General features: G+C 60.2%; 14 protein-coding genes. 6 read left to right on the plus strand and 8 right to left on the minus strand.

All coding sequences use genetic code 11. From position 1 onward, the window contains the following. Positions 1–79: 79 nt before the first annotated feature. A protein-coding gene (locus E2K80_RS13540) for an IS5 family transposase (protein WP_168193246.1) occupies positions 80–849 on the plus strand; the annotation gives its coding sequence in 2 pieces (ribosomal slippage) (positions 80–401 and positions 401–849; 771 coding nt in all). On the opposite strand, the gene E2K80_RS13545 is transcribed toward E2K80_RS13540, so the two are convergent. The 7 genes from E2K80_RS13545 to E2K80_RS13575 all read right to left on the minus strand — a co-directional run bounded on the left by E2K80_RS13545 (position 846) and on the right by E2K80_RS13575 (position 7,968). Next, positions 846–2,279, minus strand: coding sequence for a Do family serine endopeptidase (locus tag E2K80_RS13545; RefSeq protein WP_443216557.1), 1,434 nt, complete (start codon positions 2,277–2,279; stop codon positions 846–848). The two genes, E2K80_RS13540 and E2K80_RS13545, sit on opposite strands and share 4 nt — an antisense overlap. 318 nt (positions 2,280–2,597) lie before the next feature. Continuing rightward, complete coding sequence (locus E2K80_RS13550; protein WP_210405391.1) at positions 2,598–2,795, minus strand: DUF2065 domain-containing protein; 198 nt, start codon at positions 2,793–2,795, stop codon at positions 2,598–2,600. A 9-nt stretch (positions 2,796–2,804) separates the two neighbouring features. After that, positions 2,805–3,701 carry a protease modulator HflC gene (gene hflC / locus E2K80_RS13555; RefSeq protein WP_135375483.1) on the minus strand — a complete coding sequence of 299 codons (897 nt, stop codon included), beginning with the start codon at positions 3,699–3,701 and terminating at the stop codon, positions 2,805–2,807. Beyond that, the gene (hflK, locus tag E2K80_RS13560) at positions 3,701–4,867 is read right to left on the minus strand and encodes an FtsH protease activity modulator HflK (RefSeq protein WP_135375484.1); all 1,167 of its coding nucleotides are present in this window, start codon (positions 4,865–4,867) and stop codon (positions 3,701–3,703) included. The genes hflC and hflK overlap by 1 nt, the downstream gene beginning before the upstream one ends. Positions 4,868–4,962: 95 nt before the next feature. Then, positions 4,963–6,414 carry an FAD-dependent oxidoreductase gene (locus E2K80_RS13565; protein ID WP_135375485.1) on the minus strand — a complete coding sequence of 484 codons (1,452 nt, stop codon included), beginning with the start codon at positions 6,412–6,414 and terminating at the stop codon, positions 4,963–4,965. Between the two features lie 66 nt (positions 6,415–6,480). After that, positions 6,481–7,269, minus strand: a complete 789-nt coding sequence (gene rpiA, locus E2K80_RS13570) for a ribose-5-phosphate isomerase RpiA (protein WP_135375486.1) — start codon at positions 7,267–7,269, stop codon at positions 6,481–6,483. Positions 7,270–7,338: 69 nt separating this feature from the next. After that, positions 7,339–7,968: a thiamine diphosphokinase gene (locus E2K80_RS13575; protein ID WP_238475538.1), complete on the minus strand. Its 630-nt coding sequence runs from the start codon at positions 7,966–7,968 to the stop codon at positions 7,339–7,341. 189 nt (positions 7,969–8,157) lie between these two features. Here E2K80_RS13575 and E2K80_RS13580 point away from each other — a divergent pair, with 189 nt between their 5' ends. Continuing rightward, positions 8,158–10,809, plus strand: coding sequence for a hypothetical protein (locus E2K80_RS13580; RefSeq protein ID WP_135375487.1), 2,652 nt, complete (start codon positions 8,158–8,160; stop codon positions 10,807–10,809). A 285-nt stretch (positions 10,810–11,094) separates the two neighbouring features. Here the strand turns inward: E2K80_RS13580 and E2K80_RS13585 are convergent, their stop codons facing one another. Next, entirely contained in the window at positions 11,095–12,759 is a 1,665-nt protein-coding gene (locus E2K80_RS13585) for a dipeptide ABC transporter ATP-binding protein (RefSeq protein ID WP_135375488.1), read from the minus strand. A gap of 346 nt (positions 12,760–13,105) precedes the next feature. Here E2K80_RS13585 and E2K80_RS13590 point away from each other — a divergent pair, with 346 nt between their 5' ends. The 4 genes from E2K80_RS13590 to E2K80_RS13605 all read left to right on the plus strand — a co-directional run bounded on the left by E2K80_RS13590 (position 13,106) and on the right by E2K80_RS13605 (position 16,637). Continuing rightward, positions 13,106–14,260, plus strand: coding sequence for an ABC transporter substrate-binding protein (locus E2K80_RS13590; protein ID WP_135375489.1), 1,155 nt, complete (start codon positions 13,106–13,108; stop codon positions 14,258–14,260). Positions 14,261–14,330: 70 nt separating this feature from the next. Beyond that, positions 14,331–15,404, plus strand: a complete 1,074-nt coding sequence (locus tag E2K80_RS13595) for a FecCD family ABC transporter permease (protein ID WP_135375490.1) — start codon at positions 14,331–14,333, stop codon at positions 15,402–15,404. Further along, positions 15,401–16,168 carry an ABC transporter ATP-binding protein gene (locus E2K80_RS13600; protein ID WP_135375491.1) on the plus strand — a complete coding sequence of 256 codons (768 nt, stop codon included), beginning with the start codon at positions 15,401–15,403 and terminating at the stop codon, positions 16,166–16,168. Before E2K80_RS13595 ends, E2K80_RS13600 begins: the two co-directional genes overlap by 4 nt. Beyond that, positions 16,158–16,637 carry a pseudoazurin gene (locus E2K80_RS13605; protein ID WP_135375492.1) on the plus strand — a complete coding sequence of 160 codons (480 nt, stop codon included), beginning with the start codon at positions 16,158–16,160 and terminating at the stop codon, positions 16,635–16,637. The genes E2K80_RS13600 and E2K80_RS13605 overlap by 11 nt, the downstream gene beginning before the upstream one ends. Positions 16,638–16,810: the final 173 nt, after the last annotated feature.

Below are 16,810 nucleotides of genomic sequence, written 5' to 3' on the forward strand. Positions count from 1 at the left end.
GGCAGCGTACTTACAAAGAGCTTCACGTTTCCAGCCTGTTATGATTCATTTCCCGCAAGACAATATGCGGAGCAGTGGAATGGCGCGGTCAGATTTGAGCGATTTGGAGTGGGAGTTCATCAAAGCAGTGCTCCCAAATAACAGCCGAGGGGTTAAGCGTGTCGATGATCGGCGTGTGATCAATGGCATCTTCTATGTCTTGCGCACAGGCATCCCGTGGCGCGATTTGCCCGATCAATACGGCCCCTACACAACGATCTACAACCGTTTCAACCGATGGACTTATGCGGGCATTTGGGATCGGGTAATGGAGGCGGTCGCCGATGCGCACAATATCGACACCGTGATGGTGGATGGCACATCGGTTCGGGTTCACCATTCTGCAGCGACGCTCAAAAAAACGACCCGCGTCGTTGCATGGGCCGGTCGCGGGGTGGGTTAACCACGAAAATACATGCACTTACCAATCAGGACGGGTTGCCGATCCGCTATGAACTGACGCCGGGCCAAGCCCACGATGCACCCCCATGCGAACAGCTTTTGGACGGGCTGCAACCTGGCCAATACGTTCTGGCTGACAAGGCATATGACGCGGATTGGATCCGCAAGATGATCTGGGAACAGGGCGCCATCGACGTCATCCCGTCCAAATCCAACCGCAAACTGCCCGCCGAGTTCGACGTCGATATCTATCGCGAGCGCAACAAGATCGAGCGGTTCTTTGGCCGCCTCAAAGCTTCCTTCCGCCGTATAGCCACCCGATACGAAAAGACATCTGCCAACTTCTTGGCGATGATCAAACTCGCATCCGTCAGGCTATGGTGCCAGTTTTATGAGTCCGCTGCCTAGTCGTTGCCAAGTCCCAAGGCCACAAATCGCGGGTTCCCGTCGCGGCGGATCAGCAGAAGAATACTCTTCTGGCCTGCATCCTCTGCTTCGGAGACGCGGGTTTCAAAATCATCCACCGCGCTGACCGGCTGCTGGCCAACCTCTGTGATCACATCCCCGGGTATCAACCCCTTTATGGCCGCATCACTTGCGGGGTCCACCGCCTCGATCACCAGCCCGCCCTGAACATTTTCGGCATTCAGCTCTTCACGCAATTCATCGGTCAGCGGCACCAGTGTCATGCCCATGACCTCCCCGCTTGAGGGAAGCTCAGGCGTCTGGCCCGGTGTCAGGGTCTCGGTTCCCTCGGCGGTTTCGCGACGGCCCAGCGTCACCCGCAGGGTCTGCGTGGCCCCATCGCGGAAAACCAGCATGCGCACGGTTTCGCCCACGGGCGCATTGCCCACATTGCGCACCAGTTCACGCGTATCCTCAACCTCGATACCGTCAAAGGACAGGATCACATCACCCACCTCGACACCGGCATCCATTGCGGGCCCTTCGGGCACATCGGTGACCAGGGCGCCATGCGGATCCTCCAGCCCAAGACCTTCGGCAATATCATCGGTCACATCCTGAATGCGCACACCCAGCCAGCCGCGCCGGGTTTCGCCGAATTCCTGCAACTGGTTCACCACCCGGGTCACCACAGTGGAAGACATGGCAAAGCCGATCCCGATGGAGCCGCCATTGGGCGACAGAATGGCGGTGTTCACGCCGATCACCTCCCCATCAAGGTTGAACAGCGGCCCGCCCGAATTGCCCCGGTTGATCGCTGCGTCGGTCTGGATGAAATCATCATAGCTGCCCGACAGGGCGCGTTCGCGGGCCGACACAATGCCAACAGACACCGAAAACCCCTGACCAAGCGGATTGCCCATGGCCATCACCCAATCACCCACGCGCATTACGTCGCTGTCGCCGAAAGGCACAAATTGCAGGGGTTCCTCAGGGCCCACTTTCAGAACCGCGATATCGGTATTGGGATCTGTGCCGATCACCTCGGCCGGGAGTTCAAGCCCGGTGCGAAACTCGATCTGAATTTCATCGGCGCCTTCGATCACATGGTTGTTCGTGACGATATAGCCATCTTCCGAGATCACGAAACCTGACCCAAGCGCCTGACTGCGGCGCGGGGCGCGCTCGCCCTGATTGTCGCGATCCATGAAATCATTGAAGAAGTCTTCAAGCGGAGACCCCTCGGGCACCATCGGTTGCGGCCCGGTGCGGCCGGGGACCACTGACGAGGTGGTGATATTGACCACCGAATCTCCGACCTGATCGACCAGATCAGCAAATGTTGCAGGACGCGCAGCCTGCGCATGCGCCGGGGCGAGGCTGTAAAAAACGGCCAGCAGGGCCATGGAAAGGATCATAACCATCATCGGCATGCGATAGGCCAGAGGGCCATGCGCGGCGCGGTCATCTATGACCCTGGCCTGCGCCTGTTGCCAATGAGGGGCCTGTTGAATGTTCACGGATCATCCTCCTGTCGTGCAACCTGCGGGTGTGTCCCGCCTCTGCCACTACAATATTTGGCCGGTTTTCATTATTATCAACCATGCGCCGGCACCGATTGACCAGATAAACTTCTGCGATCAGTCACATGAACGTGAGTGTGGCGCAACCCCGGGCGCAGACCGGGCGTCTCCGGGAAAGACCGATCAAGGCGGTCAGGTCAGAGGGAAATATCGGCAAAATCAGCCGTTTCAGCCGCCCAGACTGGCAGCCCAGGACAACAGAACAGCCCCCAGAACAATTGCACAGAACCCGATCACCCGGCGGGTTTCGACGGGGATTTGCGTGAGCACACGCAGCAGGTCTTCCAGACGCGAAGGGGCCAGTGCAAAGACCAGCCCCTCGATCACCAGAACCATACCGATCCCAAGCAGGATCGTGTTCAGCATCGGACCCGCCTATTGACCGGCGGGTGACGCAAGCACCCCGGCAGAACCGCCCAGATATTCAAAGAATTCGCTGTCAGGGCTGATCACCATGGTCGAATTCTGCTGCCGCAACGCCCGTTCATAGGCGGTCATCGAGCGATAGAATCCAAAGAATTCCGGGTCCTGCCCGAAGGCTTCGGCAAAAATGCCGTTCCGTTCGGCATCGGCTTCACCGCGAATGATCTCTGCCTCGCGGCTGGCCTCGGACACCAGTTCCACAACGGTACGGTCCGCCTGGGCGCGCACCCGCAGCGCGGCCTCTTCCCCCCGGGCCCGTTCATCGGTGGCTTCGCGTTCCCGCTCGGCCCGCATCCTCGAGAATGTGGCCTCCAGGTTCTGCCCCGGCAGGTTGGTCTGTTTCAGACGCACATCCAGCACTTCCAGCCCCAGCGGCAGCGCCCGGGCCCGGGACTGGGCGGTGATCCGGTCCATCAGCTCGGCCCGGTCAGACGACAGGATGGTGTTCGATGTCACACCGTCAGAGCCCAGAACCGCGCGGATTTGCGGGTTCAGGATACCCTCCAGCCGGTCCTCGGCGGCGCGCATGCCGCCCACACCCACGGCGCGGCGGAACTGTTCCACATCATTGATGCGGTAGCGCGCAAAGGCATCGACCACCAGACGCCGGTCATCCGAGGGCGTAACCTCGATCGCGGCGGTGTCCAGCGACAGAATCCGGTCATCATAAAAGACAACTTCCTGAATGAAGGGGATTTTGAAGTTCAGCCCCGGTTCTTCCACCACCTGGCGGATCTGGCCGAATTGCAGCACCAGCGCGCGCTGGCGTTCATCGACGATGAAAATCGAGCTGAGCAGCAGGACAGCCACCACCACAGCAACGGGGATCACATAAGCGATACGTTTCATCAGTTGTTCCCCCCGGAAGTATCGGCGCCACGGCGCAGCTCATTGAGCGGCAGATAGGGCACGACCCCACCGGCGCCGCCCTCGCCCTCACTGTCGAGGATCACAAGATCCACATCGCCCAGCACCCGTTCCATCGTTTCCAGATAGAGACGACGGCGCGTCACATCAGGGGCCAGTTCATATTCGGCCAGAACCGCAAGAAAACGGCTTGCCTCACCCTCGGCCTCGTTCACCACCTGGGCACGATAGCCTTCGGCCTGTTCCAGAAGCTGCGCGGCCTCACCCCGGGCGCCCGCAAGCACCTGATTGGCATAGGCATCGGCGCGGCGTTCCAGCTGATCACGCTCCTGCTCGGCGGCCTGCACATCGCGGAACGCGTCAATCACCTCTGATGGCGGGTCGGCCCGGTCAAGGTTGAGACGCACAATGTTGATGCCGCTCTCATAACTATCCAGCGTTGCCTGGATCAACTCGCGCACGGTATCGGCGATGATCTCCCGATCCCGGTTCAGGATCGGCGCCAGTCGCGAGGCCGCGATGATCTCGCGCATGGCCGATTCAGATACGGCGCGCACGGTTGTTTCAGGATCACGCAGATTGAACAGGTAAAGCGCCGGATCATTGATGTTCCAGACCACCTGAAAATCAATATCGACGATGTTTTCATCGGTTGTCAGCATCAGGCCGGAATCAGAGGCACCGGATCGGTTGGTGCCGATGCTTTCGGTCCGCTCCGAGGTCACGGCGATCACTTCGGCCGTCACAACCGGCCAGGGGGCGAAATTCAGCCCCGGCTCACCGATCTGGGAAAACTCCCCCAGAAACAACTCGACCGAGCGTTCTTCGGGCCGGACCGTGTAGAAGGAGGTAAAGACCCAGAGACCGGCCAGCGCCAGCACGCCCAGCACCCAGACACCGCGCCCGATCTGCGGGCCTTCGCCGCCACCGGTGCCATTGCCGCGACCCTTGCCGCCGCGCCCGCCCATCAGAACGCGCAACTGCTCCTGCCCCTTGCGGACGATCTCATCAATCTCGGGGATCTGCTGGCCACCATCGGAGTTGCCGGGCCTGCGCCCGCCGCCCCGTCTGTCATCATCGCCACGGTTTCCACCGCCTCCGCCAGAGCCGTTGCCGCCGCCCCAGGGACCGCCATTATTGCCAGCCATTGATGTCTCTTCCCCTCATCATCACATCTGTTGCCTGTCTATATGGGGTCTTACTCCCGATATGCACGGGCAACTTGTGTGTTTTTCTGTTGAAATCAAGCCACCCGCATGGGTGTTTTCATCGTTACAAGTTCTTCAGACATGGTCGGGTGCACCGCAACCGTCCGGTCGAAATCCTCTTTCGTCGCGCCCATCCTGACCGCGATACCCGCCATCTGGATCATCTCGCCCGCCCCCGGGGCGACAATATGACAGCCCAGAACCGTGCGGTTTTCCTTTGAGACAACCAGCTTCATCAACACCCGGTCTGGCCGCCCCGCAAAGGCCGATTGCATGGGGCGGAACGAGGTGCAGTAAATCTCTACAGGCTCCTGTTCGCGCGCCTGTTCCTCGGTCAGGCCGACCGTGCCCAGCTCTGGCTGGGTGAACACCGCCGACGGGATCAGCGCGTGATCGACCGGTGTGGGGTTGCCGTTGAACACGGTTTCCACAAAGGCCATCCCCTCGCGGATCGCCACCGGGGTCAGTTGCACCCGATTGGTCACATCGCCAATCGCATAAATCGAAGGCACCGCAGTCTGGCTGTAGTCATCCACAACAATCTCACCCCGGCGGCCGATCTCAACGCCCAGATCCTCCAGCCCCATATCCGCCGTGTTCGGATTGCGCCCTGTGGCAAACAACACCGCGTCATAGACCGCCTCTGTCCCGTTCGAGGCTTTGACCCAGACCGGGCCGCCCTCATCAGCGGCGCTCTCGACCACCCGCTCGGCCGAGGGCACGCCCATGGCCGCATCGGTTCCGCCACCGGGGAAGGACATGCTGTGATCATCGCCGGCGCGCGCCATATCGACGATATTGGTGCCCAGATGCAGTTTGACGCCCTTTTCGCGCATCATTTCGGCCACCAGCCCGCGCGCCTCATCATCAAAGCCACGCAGGATCTGCGCCCCGCGATAGAACTGCGTCACCTCAACCCCAAGCCCGTTCATGATGCAGGCAAATTCACAGGCAATGAACCCGCCGCCGATGATCAGCAGACGCTTGGGCAGTTCCGGCAGCTGGAACAGATCATCAGACACAAGGCCAAGATGTGCATTCGGCATGTCGGGCCGCACCGGGCGCCCGCCTGTGGCCACAAGGATATGTTTCGCGCTTTTCCGCGTTCCGTCAGCCATTTCAACCATATGCGCATCGACCAGTTTCGCCCGGGTATCGAAAATCTCCACATTCGAGCCGTTCAGAAGGCTGCGATACACATTTTCCAGCCGGTCCAGCTCTGTATTCAGATGACCCGAGAATCTGGGCCAGTCGAAAGCGCCATCCTCCAGATCCCAGCCATAGCTGCGCGCATCATCGAACATCTCACGATAGCCCGAGGCAAACACCATCAGCTTTTTCGGCACGCAGCCCCGGATCACGCAGGTGCCACCCATCCGACTGCTTTCGGCAAGCCCCACACTGGCCCCGCCGGCCGCAGCAACGCGCGCCGCCCGCACGCCGCCGGATCCGCCGCCAATGACGAAAAGATCATAGTCAAATGCCATCGGTGTCCCTTTCCGGCGCGCGGTTGTCTGTCTGCCTGTAGCGTTTCGACCTGATGTTGAAATGCATTAGTCTGCGATATCCACAAACAGATTGTCGGTGTCGACAATCTCGATCCGTTCATGTTCGACCGTGCCATTGTTGATATCGCGGACCTCAACCGTGCCATCACCGCTGCCGATCACCAGAATGTCGCAGATATCCAGAAACAGCCCGTTTTCCACAACGCCGGGTATCTGGTTCAGAATAAGGCTCAATTGCTGCGCATTGGCGATCCGGCGCAGGTGCAGATCAAGCACATAATTCCCCTCATCGGTGCGGAAGGGTTCATCCACATTCAGCCGCAGCGAGGTGCTGCGCCCCAGCACATCGACATTTGACAGCAATTCCTCGATCAGTGCCTTGGTTGTCTGCCAGCCGAAGGGGATCACCTCCACCGGCAGGGGAAAGGTGCCCAGCATATCCACCTGTTTCGAGGGGTCGGCAATCACGATCATCTGGTCCGAGGCCGTGGCAACGATCTTTTCCTGCAACAGCGCGCCGCCGCCGCCCTTGATCAGATTGAGGTTCGGGTCATATTCATCGGCCCCGTCAATGGTCAGGTCCAGCCATTTGACCTCTTCCAGCGTCTTGATCGGCACGCCCACCTGCCGGGCCAGATCGGCGGTTCGGGCGGATGTGGCCACGCCGGTGACCATGATCCCGTCTTCGCGCACCATCTCCCCCAGACAGCGCACCATCCAGGCGGCGGTCGATCCGGTCCCAAGACCGACACGCATGCCGTCCTCGACATATTCAACAGCCCGTTTTGCGGCCACAAATTTGGCACGATCAATGGGCGAAAGCTCCGCTGTCATAGGCGTATCCGTCGGTTGTGTCACAAGCTGTTTATAGAAGCCCGCGCGCGGGCGCGAGAGGAAATGGCCCTAAATCAGGGCAGACAACACCGCATCCAGCGCGGCCCGTGGCAGGATCACCAGCATGCCGGGCCCGTCGAACCGCATCTCGACCTGGGGCGCGGCGGTCTCGTTGGAGGTGCCGATCTGCCCCAGGGGTCGAAAATCAATCGGTTCAATCGGCCAGCGCAGACCGGTTGACTGCCCCCGCACAGCCGCCATCGGAAACAGCGAGACCCGCATGCCAACGGGCAAATCCAGCCGCAACCGGGGCGGCGCATGAAACACGATATCTTCACGGCCCAGAACCACACAGGTCTTTTCAGGCCGGGTGATCAGCGTGTGATATACGGCCAGTTCATGGTCAATCCGCCGCCCGGTGACCCCCACTGCGATCACCCCGGGCGCAGAGATATTTCGCAGCGCCTTGTCGAAATCCGTCGTGCTTTGTTCCGCGATCCGGTGCAGACGCTGCGGGCCCAGCACGGCCCGTGCATCCCTGCTGAGCGAATCCATATCGCCGATCACCGCATCGGGGTGATGGCCCAAAGCCAGTGCATGATCCGCCCCGCCATCTGCGGCCACGAGAACCGGCGCACGGGCCAGCGCATCGGCAAGATCGGCGGGGTCATGCTCCCCCCCGCCCAAAAGTGTCACCAATGTGTCCGCCCGGACGATCTCCGAGGAGTTTTGCAAATTATCGCCTTTATTTCGGTTAAAGATCACTGAATGGCCCAATTACCGTCCCGTTTCGCGTGAAACAGTTTGTTACATTAAACCACAAGATGGTAAATTTCGGTGCCAAGCCGGAACTGCAGAGTAAGCTGACGAGCAGAGTGAAATTGACCCATGGCTGATATAAACAAGATTCTGACCGTATCCTACGGCACATTCTCCTGCACGTTGGAGGGGTTTGAAGATCCGTTCTCGGCGATGAAGGGTATCGCCGAGTATTTCCGTGATCTTGCGGCCGAGGATCGTTACTTCGGCGCAGAACCGCCCACACCGGATGCCGAGATGCTGCAACGCATCACCGAGGATGCCATCAACCGCCGGGTTGAGGCGCGGATTTCCGATACCGGCCTGATCATGCGCCCACAGATCGAACAGGTGGACGCACCTGAAGGTACTGATATTTCCGACACGGCAGAGATCGAAAGCACCGGTGTTGTGGATGACATGACGGATGAAGCCGTTGCTGACACTATCGAAGATGACCCTGCCACGGAAGCATCTGTTGAAGAGACATCCGTCGTAGAAGAAACGGAAGAGAGCGCTGCAGAAGAGCATACCGGCGAGGATCAGGCCCCCTCTGACGCAGATACGGACAACGCGGCGGCCGTTGATCAGATCACACCCGTCTCTGAAGACACATCAGACGACGCTGCCCCAGAAGATGCTGCTTTTGAGGATATTGCCCTGGAAGTTGTGTCCCAGGGTGACAGCGCGGACGAGGGCGCAGGCGCCGCCGATGAGGCGATTCTGGCCAGCATTGCGACTGCCAGTGACGACATCGCCGGTGACACTGATGATGTGGCAGAGCTGCTCGAAGACCAAAGCGCTCAAACGCAATCGGACGATGCGGATGTCGCGTCCTTCTTTGCAGAGGCGGACACAGCCGAAGACCCTGCCCCTGAAGAGGATAGTTTCTTTGTCGCGGAACCGGCGCTTGATGCCGACAGCGTGGCCGCCAAGCTGGCCCGCATCCGTCAGGTTGTCGCCGATGAAGAGGGTGCAGAGGAGACCCTGAGCGAAGATATCGCCTTTGAAGAAACCCCCGACGACCAGCCTGCCGATACCCCGACCCAGGACGACAGGGCGGAGGTGAATATTTTTGAAGCCGACGCGGAAGGGGAATCCGAGGCCGTGGAAGATGCCCGCGCCGACAACATCATGACCGAAGATATGGCCACGGATGATTTGGCCTCTGAGGAAGAAGAAAGCCCCAACCTCTCGGAAATCCTAGCCGCGGCCCTGCCCGATATCAGTGAAGATCAGCCCGCGGATGACGAGGGCTTTGCCGATCAGATGCCTGAAGACACCACAGGTGAAGCGGAGGCAGAGACCGCAGAGAGCATTGAGGGTGAAGAGACGCCCGAAACCGGTCAGGATACACCTGAAGAGACCAGTGCCGAGGCCGTCACCGAGACTGAAGAGGACACCGCAGAGCTTGCCCCGGTTGTGGCGGAAGTCACCGTTTTGCGCGGCCCGCGCCCCGATAGCCCTGACGCGCAGGAAGCCCAAGCCGGCGAAGACCAGCCCGACAGCGCATTGAGCCCCGAAGCGGAGGCGGAATTGCAGGCCGAACTGGCCATGATCGAAGAGGAGCGCACGGAACAACAGCAAGCCGAGCGCGAAGCCCGGCGCCAGCAATTCACCGAACCCAGCGAAGGGGGTGAATCCGAAGCCGATGTCAGTCGCCTGTTCGAGGCAACCGACAGCCGCCTGGAAACCGAGGAAATCAGCCGCCGCCGCGCCAATATTCAACACCTGAAAGCTGCGGTTGCCGCACGCACGGCCGAGGAAGAACTCGGCGATGCGGCCGCAGCAGATACCGATCACACCGCCGAATATCGCGATGATCTGGCCCGTGTCATGCGCCCCCGCCGGGTGCGGATTGACAGCAGCGGCCGCACTCGCGGGAATACCCGCCCGGCCCCCTTGATGCTGGTCTCCGAGCAGCGGATCGACAGCCGCCGCGACGCAGATACCGATGATCGGCCACAAAAACCTATCCGCCCGCGCCGTGTGACCTCGGGCAGCTTGGCGCTGGCCGATGACGACCAGACCGATATAGGTCTGTCATCCGCCCGCAATGCCAGTGCCGGGGCAGACACCGGAATGGCAGATCCGGCACCGCGTACGCCGCCGCGCAAAATTGCGATTGGTCTGGCCGAACTGGCCACCCGCGCAGGCCAGATCATCGGCGGCCGCAACGCCGCCGAGGCCGAGGAAGATGCCGGTCAGGCCGTCGCCTCGCAAAGCGAACAGACCACTGTTCTCAGCGAAGAGTTGAGCGCCCTGGCAGGTGCCCGCCCCGAGGCCGATCGGGACAGATCTGCCGATCTCTCCGAAACCCTTGACCGGGAAACGCTGGAGGATGCCCTCGACCAGCCGCTTGAAGCTTCGGAGTACAGTCTGGAAAGCCCCGTTAACACCGCCGATGAGACCGGTGAGGCAGACATCGCCCCCGAGAACACATCTGAACCCGTTGTGGACGCCCTGGCAGAGGCCACAGGCTTTGCTGCCTACCTGGACACGCATGAGCATAGTTCAATGGAACAGATCATGGAACTGGCCGCTGCTTATTCCATGCATGAAGAAGGCCGCACGGTGTTCAACCGCCCCCATCTTCTGCGCCACCTGGAAACCGCCAAAGGGAATATCGACCGCGAAGAAGGCCTGCGCGCCTTCGGCGTGCTGCTGCGTGACGGTCTGGTCGAAAAAATCGCCCGCGGAGAGTTCAAACTGACCCGCCGCTCCCGGCACTATAGCGGCTGATTTCCAGAACCGTCACATGAAAAGAACTGCGGGCAGGTCACAAAACGACCGGAATAACCCTTCCCACATTTGCGGGAGGGGCTTTCAACTCACCATGTAGGTGTTTGGTCACAGGTCAGAGGGCCCTATCCGGGGATCGCCATCCAAAGATCGCTTGGGCCTGGATCGCATATCGGGCACCAACATGGAGAAGGGTGACACTGGAATCTAGGGTCCTGACCCTAAGCCCTGTCTGCCATAATGGCTGGGCTTCCCTTGCGTCTCGTCATGTGCCCGCTTGCCTGATCAGCCGCGTTGGATTGTGGCCGCGATCCGGTCCGCTTCTTCGGGGTCCAGGCGTGGAGGATGCCAATCCCGCCCCGGCGCGGCATCCAGAAGACGCTTGGTGTAATCGTGTTTGGGCGCGTTGAAGACCTCATCCGCGGGACCGAATTCAACCATCACACCCTTCTCCATGACGGTGATATAATCCGAGATCTGGGCCGCGACACGCAGGTCGTGGGTGATAAACACAATCGCCATCTTAAATTCTCTCTGCAGATCGTTGAGCAACCGCAAGACCTGCTTCTGGATTGACAGATCAAGAGCCGAGACGGACTCATCCGCAATCACCACCTCAGGCTGCATCGCCAGGGCACGTGCGATGCCGATGCGCTGCCTTTGCCCGCCCGAAAAGTTGCGCGATGTGCGGTAGAAGGCCTCTCGTTTGAGACCGACCCGCTCAAGCAGACCCATGGCTTTTCCCTTGGCTTCGGCACCGGAGACACCCTGTAAATGCAAACCACGGGTGATCATGAACCCCACGGTCTGCGAGGGGTTCAACGATCCATGGGGGTCCTGGAAGATCATCTGGATATGCTTGCGCGCGGCGGCCAGATCGGCCCCCTGAAGCGCTAGAAAATCTGTGTCGCGGATCACGGCGCTGCCCGATGTCGGCTCCACCAGACGGATTAACGCCTTGGCCAGTGTTGATTTGCCCGAACCGCTTTCGCCCACCACGCCAAGGGTCTCGCCACTGCGCAACACGAAGCTCGCATTGTTGAGAGCGTGCACCTCTTTGTCCCTGGTGCCGTAAACCTTGTGCATCTCCGAGACTTCGACGACCGGCGCGTCCATGCGCCCCAGATCCGGTGTGCGGGTGGTTTCCAGAAGCGGCATCGCGTCGACCAGCAGCTTGGTGTAGTCTTCCTTCGGGCGCAGCAGGATGTCTTCCTTCGGACCGTCTTCAATCACCTTGCCCCAGCACATCACGGCAATCCGGTCGGCGACATCGGCCACCACGCCGAAATCATGGGTGATAAAGATTGTCGCGTTGTTGTAGACCTCCTTGAGGTCATTGATCAGGTTAAGAATCTCTTTCTGCGTGGTCACATCCAGTGCGGTTGTCGGCTCATCGGCGATCAACACATCGGGTTTGCAGGCAAGGGCCATCGCGATGACCACGCGCTGACATTGCCCACCCGAGACCTGATGCGGGTAGCTGTCGTAAATCCGCCGGGGCGTGGGCAGCTTCATCTGCGCCAACAGCTTCAGGGTCTCGGCCTTACGCCCCGCTTTGGGGATGTCGGTGCGGTGCAGTGCAAAGACTTCATCCACCTGCTTGCCGATTTTCATGGCCGGGTTCAGGGCCGCCATAGGCTCTTGATAGATCATTGAAATGCGCGCGCCGCGAAGCTTGTTCAGCTCCTCATCGCGCATGCGCAGGACATTGCGCCCCTCAAACATCACCTCGCCCGAAGTCACGGTCAGACGCGGCGCAACATCATTCAGGATCGCGCTGGTCATCACCGATTTACCCGAGCCGCTTTCACCCACGACGCAAAGGATCTCCCCCCGTTTGACGGACAGTGACACCTTTTCGACCGCATATTTCCGGTCCGCACCTCGCGGGAGTTCGATGCTGAGGTTCTTGATCTCAAGGATCGTTTCACTGGGGGCGGGGCCTGGCATGGAGTTTCCTTGCAGCGGGGAATAGTTGTTGCTGGGGATCTCCTTGCAGGAATGAAGCAAACAGGTTGGCTGCCGAAAGGCAAGATTTTTGTCGGGCTTGCCCGGCGCCCTTGAGGCGGTCACTCAGACTCTCCAGGCTATGGATTGATCTTGAGGCCAGGGCTCATGGCCCTGTTCACTTTGAAATTGGCATAGCGGGACTTTGCAGGAAAGGGCCGATACACCTCTGAAACCAGCGCAGGCCAGCCTCAAGACATCCCGGCCAATCGAATTTCTGACTAAAAGACTCGACATTAAATCCGGGAGCACATATCACGGCCGCACACCATAAAACCGGAGACCGCTTATGTCGTTCCAGACACGTATCAGCGGCTTCCTTGGTGCTATAGCAGCCAGCGCGACACTTGTGGTCGCGTCCGCGCCTGATGCTCAAGCAGAAGCCTTTACACTCACCGATATCGCAGGCCGCGAAGTCACGTTGCCAGATCATCCAACGCGCATCGTCCTGGGCGAGGGACGGATGATGTATTCCATCGCCGCCATCGAGGACGGCAACCCGTTCGAGAACATCATTGGCTGGAAAGACGACCTGATCCTGTATGACCCCGATGCTTTCCGGCGGTTCGAGGCTGTGTTCCCCGACGACACCGAGCGTCTGATCAACTTCGGCAATCCCTACTCGGGTGATTTCAGCGTCGAAACCGTGCTTCAGAACGAGGCCGATTTGGTTCTGCTGGATCTGGGCGGGCTGTTCAATGCCGAGGAAACCGGTTTGATCGAGCGGTTGGATGAGGCGGGGGTGCCCGTCGTTTTCATTGATTTCCGCCGCAACGCGACCGAAAATGCCGTGCCATCCCTGCTGATCCTGGGGCGTTTGTTGGGGGAAGAGGCCAACACCGCCGAGTTCATCGACTTCTACATCGCCGAGATGCGCCGCGTGACCAATGTGGTCGACGGTATCCCGGCTGAAGACCGCCCGCTCGTTGTGATTGAAAACGCTGCGGGCTGGAACCCGAACTTTTGCTGCAACACGTATGGCAGCTACAATTATGGACGCTTCATCGAGCTTGCGGGCGGTGTGAACTATGGCTCGACCCTGGCCAATGCCTATAGCGTTGAGATCAACCTTGAAAGCATCATTGCAGCGGACCCCGATGTCGTCATGAGCACAGGCGCGAACTGGTCTGAGGCGCGGCCCGAAGTGACCGCCACATTGCTTGGATATGAAGGGTCCGAAGCCGTTAATCAGGAGCGTTTGCAAGCGCTGGCAGCACGGCCAGGGTTTGAAACCCTGCGCGCGGTCGAGGAGGGGCGGTTCCACTCCATCTACCACCAGTTCTACAACTCTCCGTTCCACTTCGTCGCGATCCAGCAGATCGCGCAGTGGCTGTATCCCGAAGAATTCCCGGAGCTTGACCCGGAAGACACCATGACCCGCCTTCATGACCGGTTCTTGCCGTATGATTATGAAGGCCAGTTCTGGGTCAGCTTGTCGAACTGACGAGCAGACCAAAGCGGCGGCCCCTGGCAGTTTCGGGTCGCCGCCAATCCTTCTTCTCAGGACCAATTCAATGACAGACATACCTGTGCCCGACCCAAGTGTCGCACATATCGCGCGCGGCTACCGAAAATCCATTGCCAGGCGCCTTTTGATTGTCGGTGGCGCCATCGCGATCCTGTGCCTCACAATCCTTTTTGACGTGGTTTCCGGCCCGTTCGAGGCCAGCATATGGCGGGTCATCCAGGTGATCTTGCAGCCCTCGGTCGCCACCGTGAATGAAAGCGTCGTGATCTGGGATCTGCGCCTTCCCGTGGCCCTGATGGCCGTTGCCGTTGGCGCGATGCTGGGTGTTGCGGGGGCCGAGATGCAGACGATCCTCAACAATCCCCTGGCCGATCCGTTTACCCTTGGCCTGTCATCCGCCGCCAGCTTCGGCGCCGCTTTGGCCATCGTGCTTGGCTGGTCGCTGATCCCCGGTGTGGGCGGCCTGTTCGTGACGGTGAACGCCTTCATCCTCGCCATGCTTACGTCGCTTGGCCTTTTCGCCTTTACCCGCCTGCGCGGCGTCTCGCCGGAGGCGATGATCCTTGTCGGAATTGCGATGCTGTTCACATTCAACGCGCTTCTGATGTTCCTGCAATATGGCGCGTCCGAGATCCAGCTGGCACAGCTGATCTTCTGGCAGATGGGGTCACTGGCCCGCGCCACCTGGGAGAAGGTCGGCATCTGCCTTCTGCTGCTGGCGATTGTCCTGCCCTACTTCGTCCACAAATCCTGGGCCCTTACCGCGCTGCGCATGGGCGAAGACAAGGCCGCCGCGCTGGGTGTCAATGTCAGCGCGCTGCGGCTTGGCGTCTTGGCGGGCGTATCGCTCCTGTCCGCAGTTGCCGTGTCTTTCGTGGGCGCCATCGCCTTCGTGGGCCTCGTCGGGCCACATATCGCGCGGATGGTCGTGGGCGAAGATCAACGCGGGTTCCTGCCGTTGTCGGCGCTTTGCGGCGCGCTGATCCTGTCGGGCACGTCCATCGCAGCCAAATCCATAACCCCGGGCGTCATCTATCCCATCGGGATTATCACCTCCCTGATCGGCATCCCGTTCTTCATCTCTCTCATCCTCACTCAACGCAAAAGGCACTGGCAATGACGGGTCTTCGCGCCACCGGATTGGAATTCGCCTACGGCAGCCGCCCCATCTTGAAGGGTGTCGGCTTTGCGCAGTTGCAGCCCGGCAAGCTGACGGCCCTGATCGGACCGAATGCATCCGGAAAGTCCACTTTGTTCCGAGTGATCGCAGGCTTGCTGAAAAATACGGCGGGGGACGTCCATCTGGGGGATATGAACCTTGCGTCTCTGCCCGCCCGCAAGCGGCTGCAACAGGTGTGTTTCATGCCTCAATTCTTCACCGCGAACGCGGCGCTGACCGTATTTGATGTGGTGATGATGGCCCAGAAACAACTGCACGGCTGGAAGGTCAGCAGCGAGGATATCGAGGCCGTTGCAAAGGCGCTGCACCACGGCGGGATCGGGCATCTGTCCGAGGCCTATGTGAGTGAGTTGTCGGGCGGACAATCCCAGATGGTCTCCGTCGTGCAGGCGCTTGTGCGCAAGTCAGATGTCTATCTGTTTGATGAGCCGACCTCGGCCCTTGATCTGCGCCACCAGTTGGACGTTCTGGGCCGCATCCGCGCCACCATCGCCGCGCGGCAGGCGACGGGGATCTTCGCGCTCCATGATCTCAACCTTGCCGCGCGGTTTGCCGACCACCTGATTTTGCTGGGCGAGGGGCGCATCCTTGCGGAAGGCCCCCCTGCGCAGGTCCTGCGATCGGACGCCATCGCGCGCACCTACGGGGTGGAGATTGAGATTACGGAAGGCCCCAGAGAAGATTTGCTTGTCCATGCGTACTGACCCGGATCGCCGCACCTTCATCGTCACCATCGGCGCATTCGCGGGGTTGTCAGGCGTGGGCCTTGCCAACACTGTGCCTGTGACCGAAGCAGGCCACCACGCCGTCATGATGCTGAACGCAGCCTGTGGCGACACTCAAACGCCCAATGTTTTCCAGCCCCCGATCCTGCGCGTGGCCCTTGGCGATGTGGTGACGTTCGTGCCCACCGACACAGGCCACAACACCGCCTCTCGCAGGGGCATGATCCCTGAAGGCGCGGAGCCATGGAACGGCGGGGTCAATGAAGAGGTCACGATGGAGATGACCGTGCCCGGCATCTACGGCTACGTCTGCACACCACATTATGAGGTTGGAATGGTCGGCTTGATCGTGGTCGATGACGACCTTTCCAACCTCGACGCCGTTCGCTCCGTGCGCCAAAGGGGTCAAGCGAGAACGGCATTCCGTGCATTGTTCGAAGAGCTTTGAGCCGCCTGCTGCGCCGTCGCACCAGGACCAATCGTGAATTGGTCCATAAGCGGTATGAAGACACGTTTCGGCCGGGAGTGCCAAACCGGCGCTATGGGCTGAAGGCTCCGGTGGAAGGTAATTGGCTTCAAGCAGGTCAACTGCCGACTGTTCAGGAGCACAATCACTCAGCC

This window comes from Rhodophyticola sp. CCM32 (assembly GCF_004751985.1).
Classification (GTDB): domain Bacteria; phylum Pseudomonadota; class Alphaproteobacteria; order Rhodobacterales; family Rhodobacteraceae; genus Rhodophyticola.

Excerpts from the sequence above, each read along its gene's own strand:
- E2K80_RS13590 (WP_135375489.1), top strand. The coding sequence starts at position 13,106 with ATGTCGTTCCAGACACGTATCAGCGGCTTCCTTGGTGCTATAGCAGCC.
- E2K80_RS13600 (WP_135375491.1), top strand. The coding sequence starts at position 15,401 with ATGACGGGTCTTCGCGCCACCGGATTGGAATTCGCCTACGGCAGCCGC.
- E2K80_RS13595 (WP_135375490.1), top strand. The coding sequence starts at position 14,331 with ATGACAGACATACCTGTGCCCGACCCAAGTGTCGCACATATCGCGCGC.
- E2K80_RS13545 (WP_443216557.1), bottom strand. The coding sequence starts at position 2,279 with ATGCCGATGATGGTTATGATCCTTTCCATGGCCCTGCTGGCCGTTTTT.
- E2K80_RS13580 (WP_135375487.1), top strand. The coding sequence starts at position 8,158 with ATGGCTGATATAAACAAGATTCTGACCGTATCCTACGGCACATTCTCC.
- E2K80_RS13565 (WP_135375485.1), bottom strand. The coding sequence starts at position 6,414 with ATGGCATTTGACTATGATCTTTTCGTCATTGGCGGCGGATCCGGCGGC.
- rpiA (WP_135375486.1), bottom strand. The coding sequence starts at position 7,269 with ATGACAGCGGAGCTTTCGCCCATTGATCGTGCCAAATTTGTGGCCGCA.
- hflK (WP_135375484.1), bottom strand. The coding sequence starts at position 4,867 with ATGGCTGGCAATAATGGCGGTCCCTGGGGCGGCGGCAACGGCTCTGGC.
- E2K80_RS13605 (WP_135375492.1), top strand. The coding sequence starts at position 16,158 with ATGCGTACTGACCCGGATCGCCGCACCTTCATCGTCACCATCGGCGCA.
- hflC (WP_135375483.1), bottom strand. The coding sequence starts at position 3,701 with ATGAAACGTATCGCTTATGTGATCCCCGTTGCTGTGGTGGTGGCTGTC.
- E2K80_RS13550 (WP_210405391.1), bottom strand. The coding sequence starts at position 2,795 with ATGCTGAACACGATCCTGCTTGGGATCGGTATGGTTCTGGTGATCGAG.
- E2K80_RS13585 (WP_135375488.1), bottom strand. The coding sequence starts at position 12,759 with ATGCCAGGCCCCGCCCCCAGTGAAACGATCCTTGAGATCAAGAACCTC.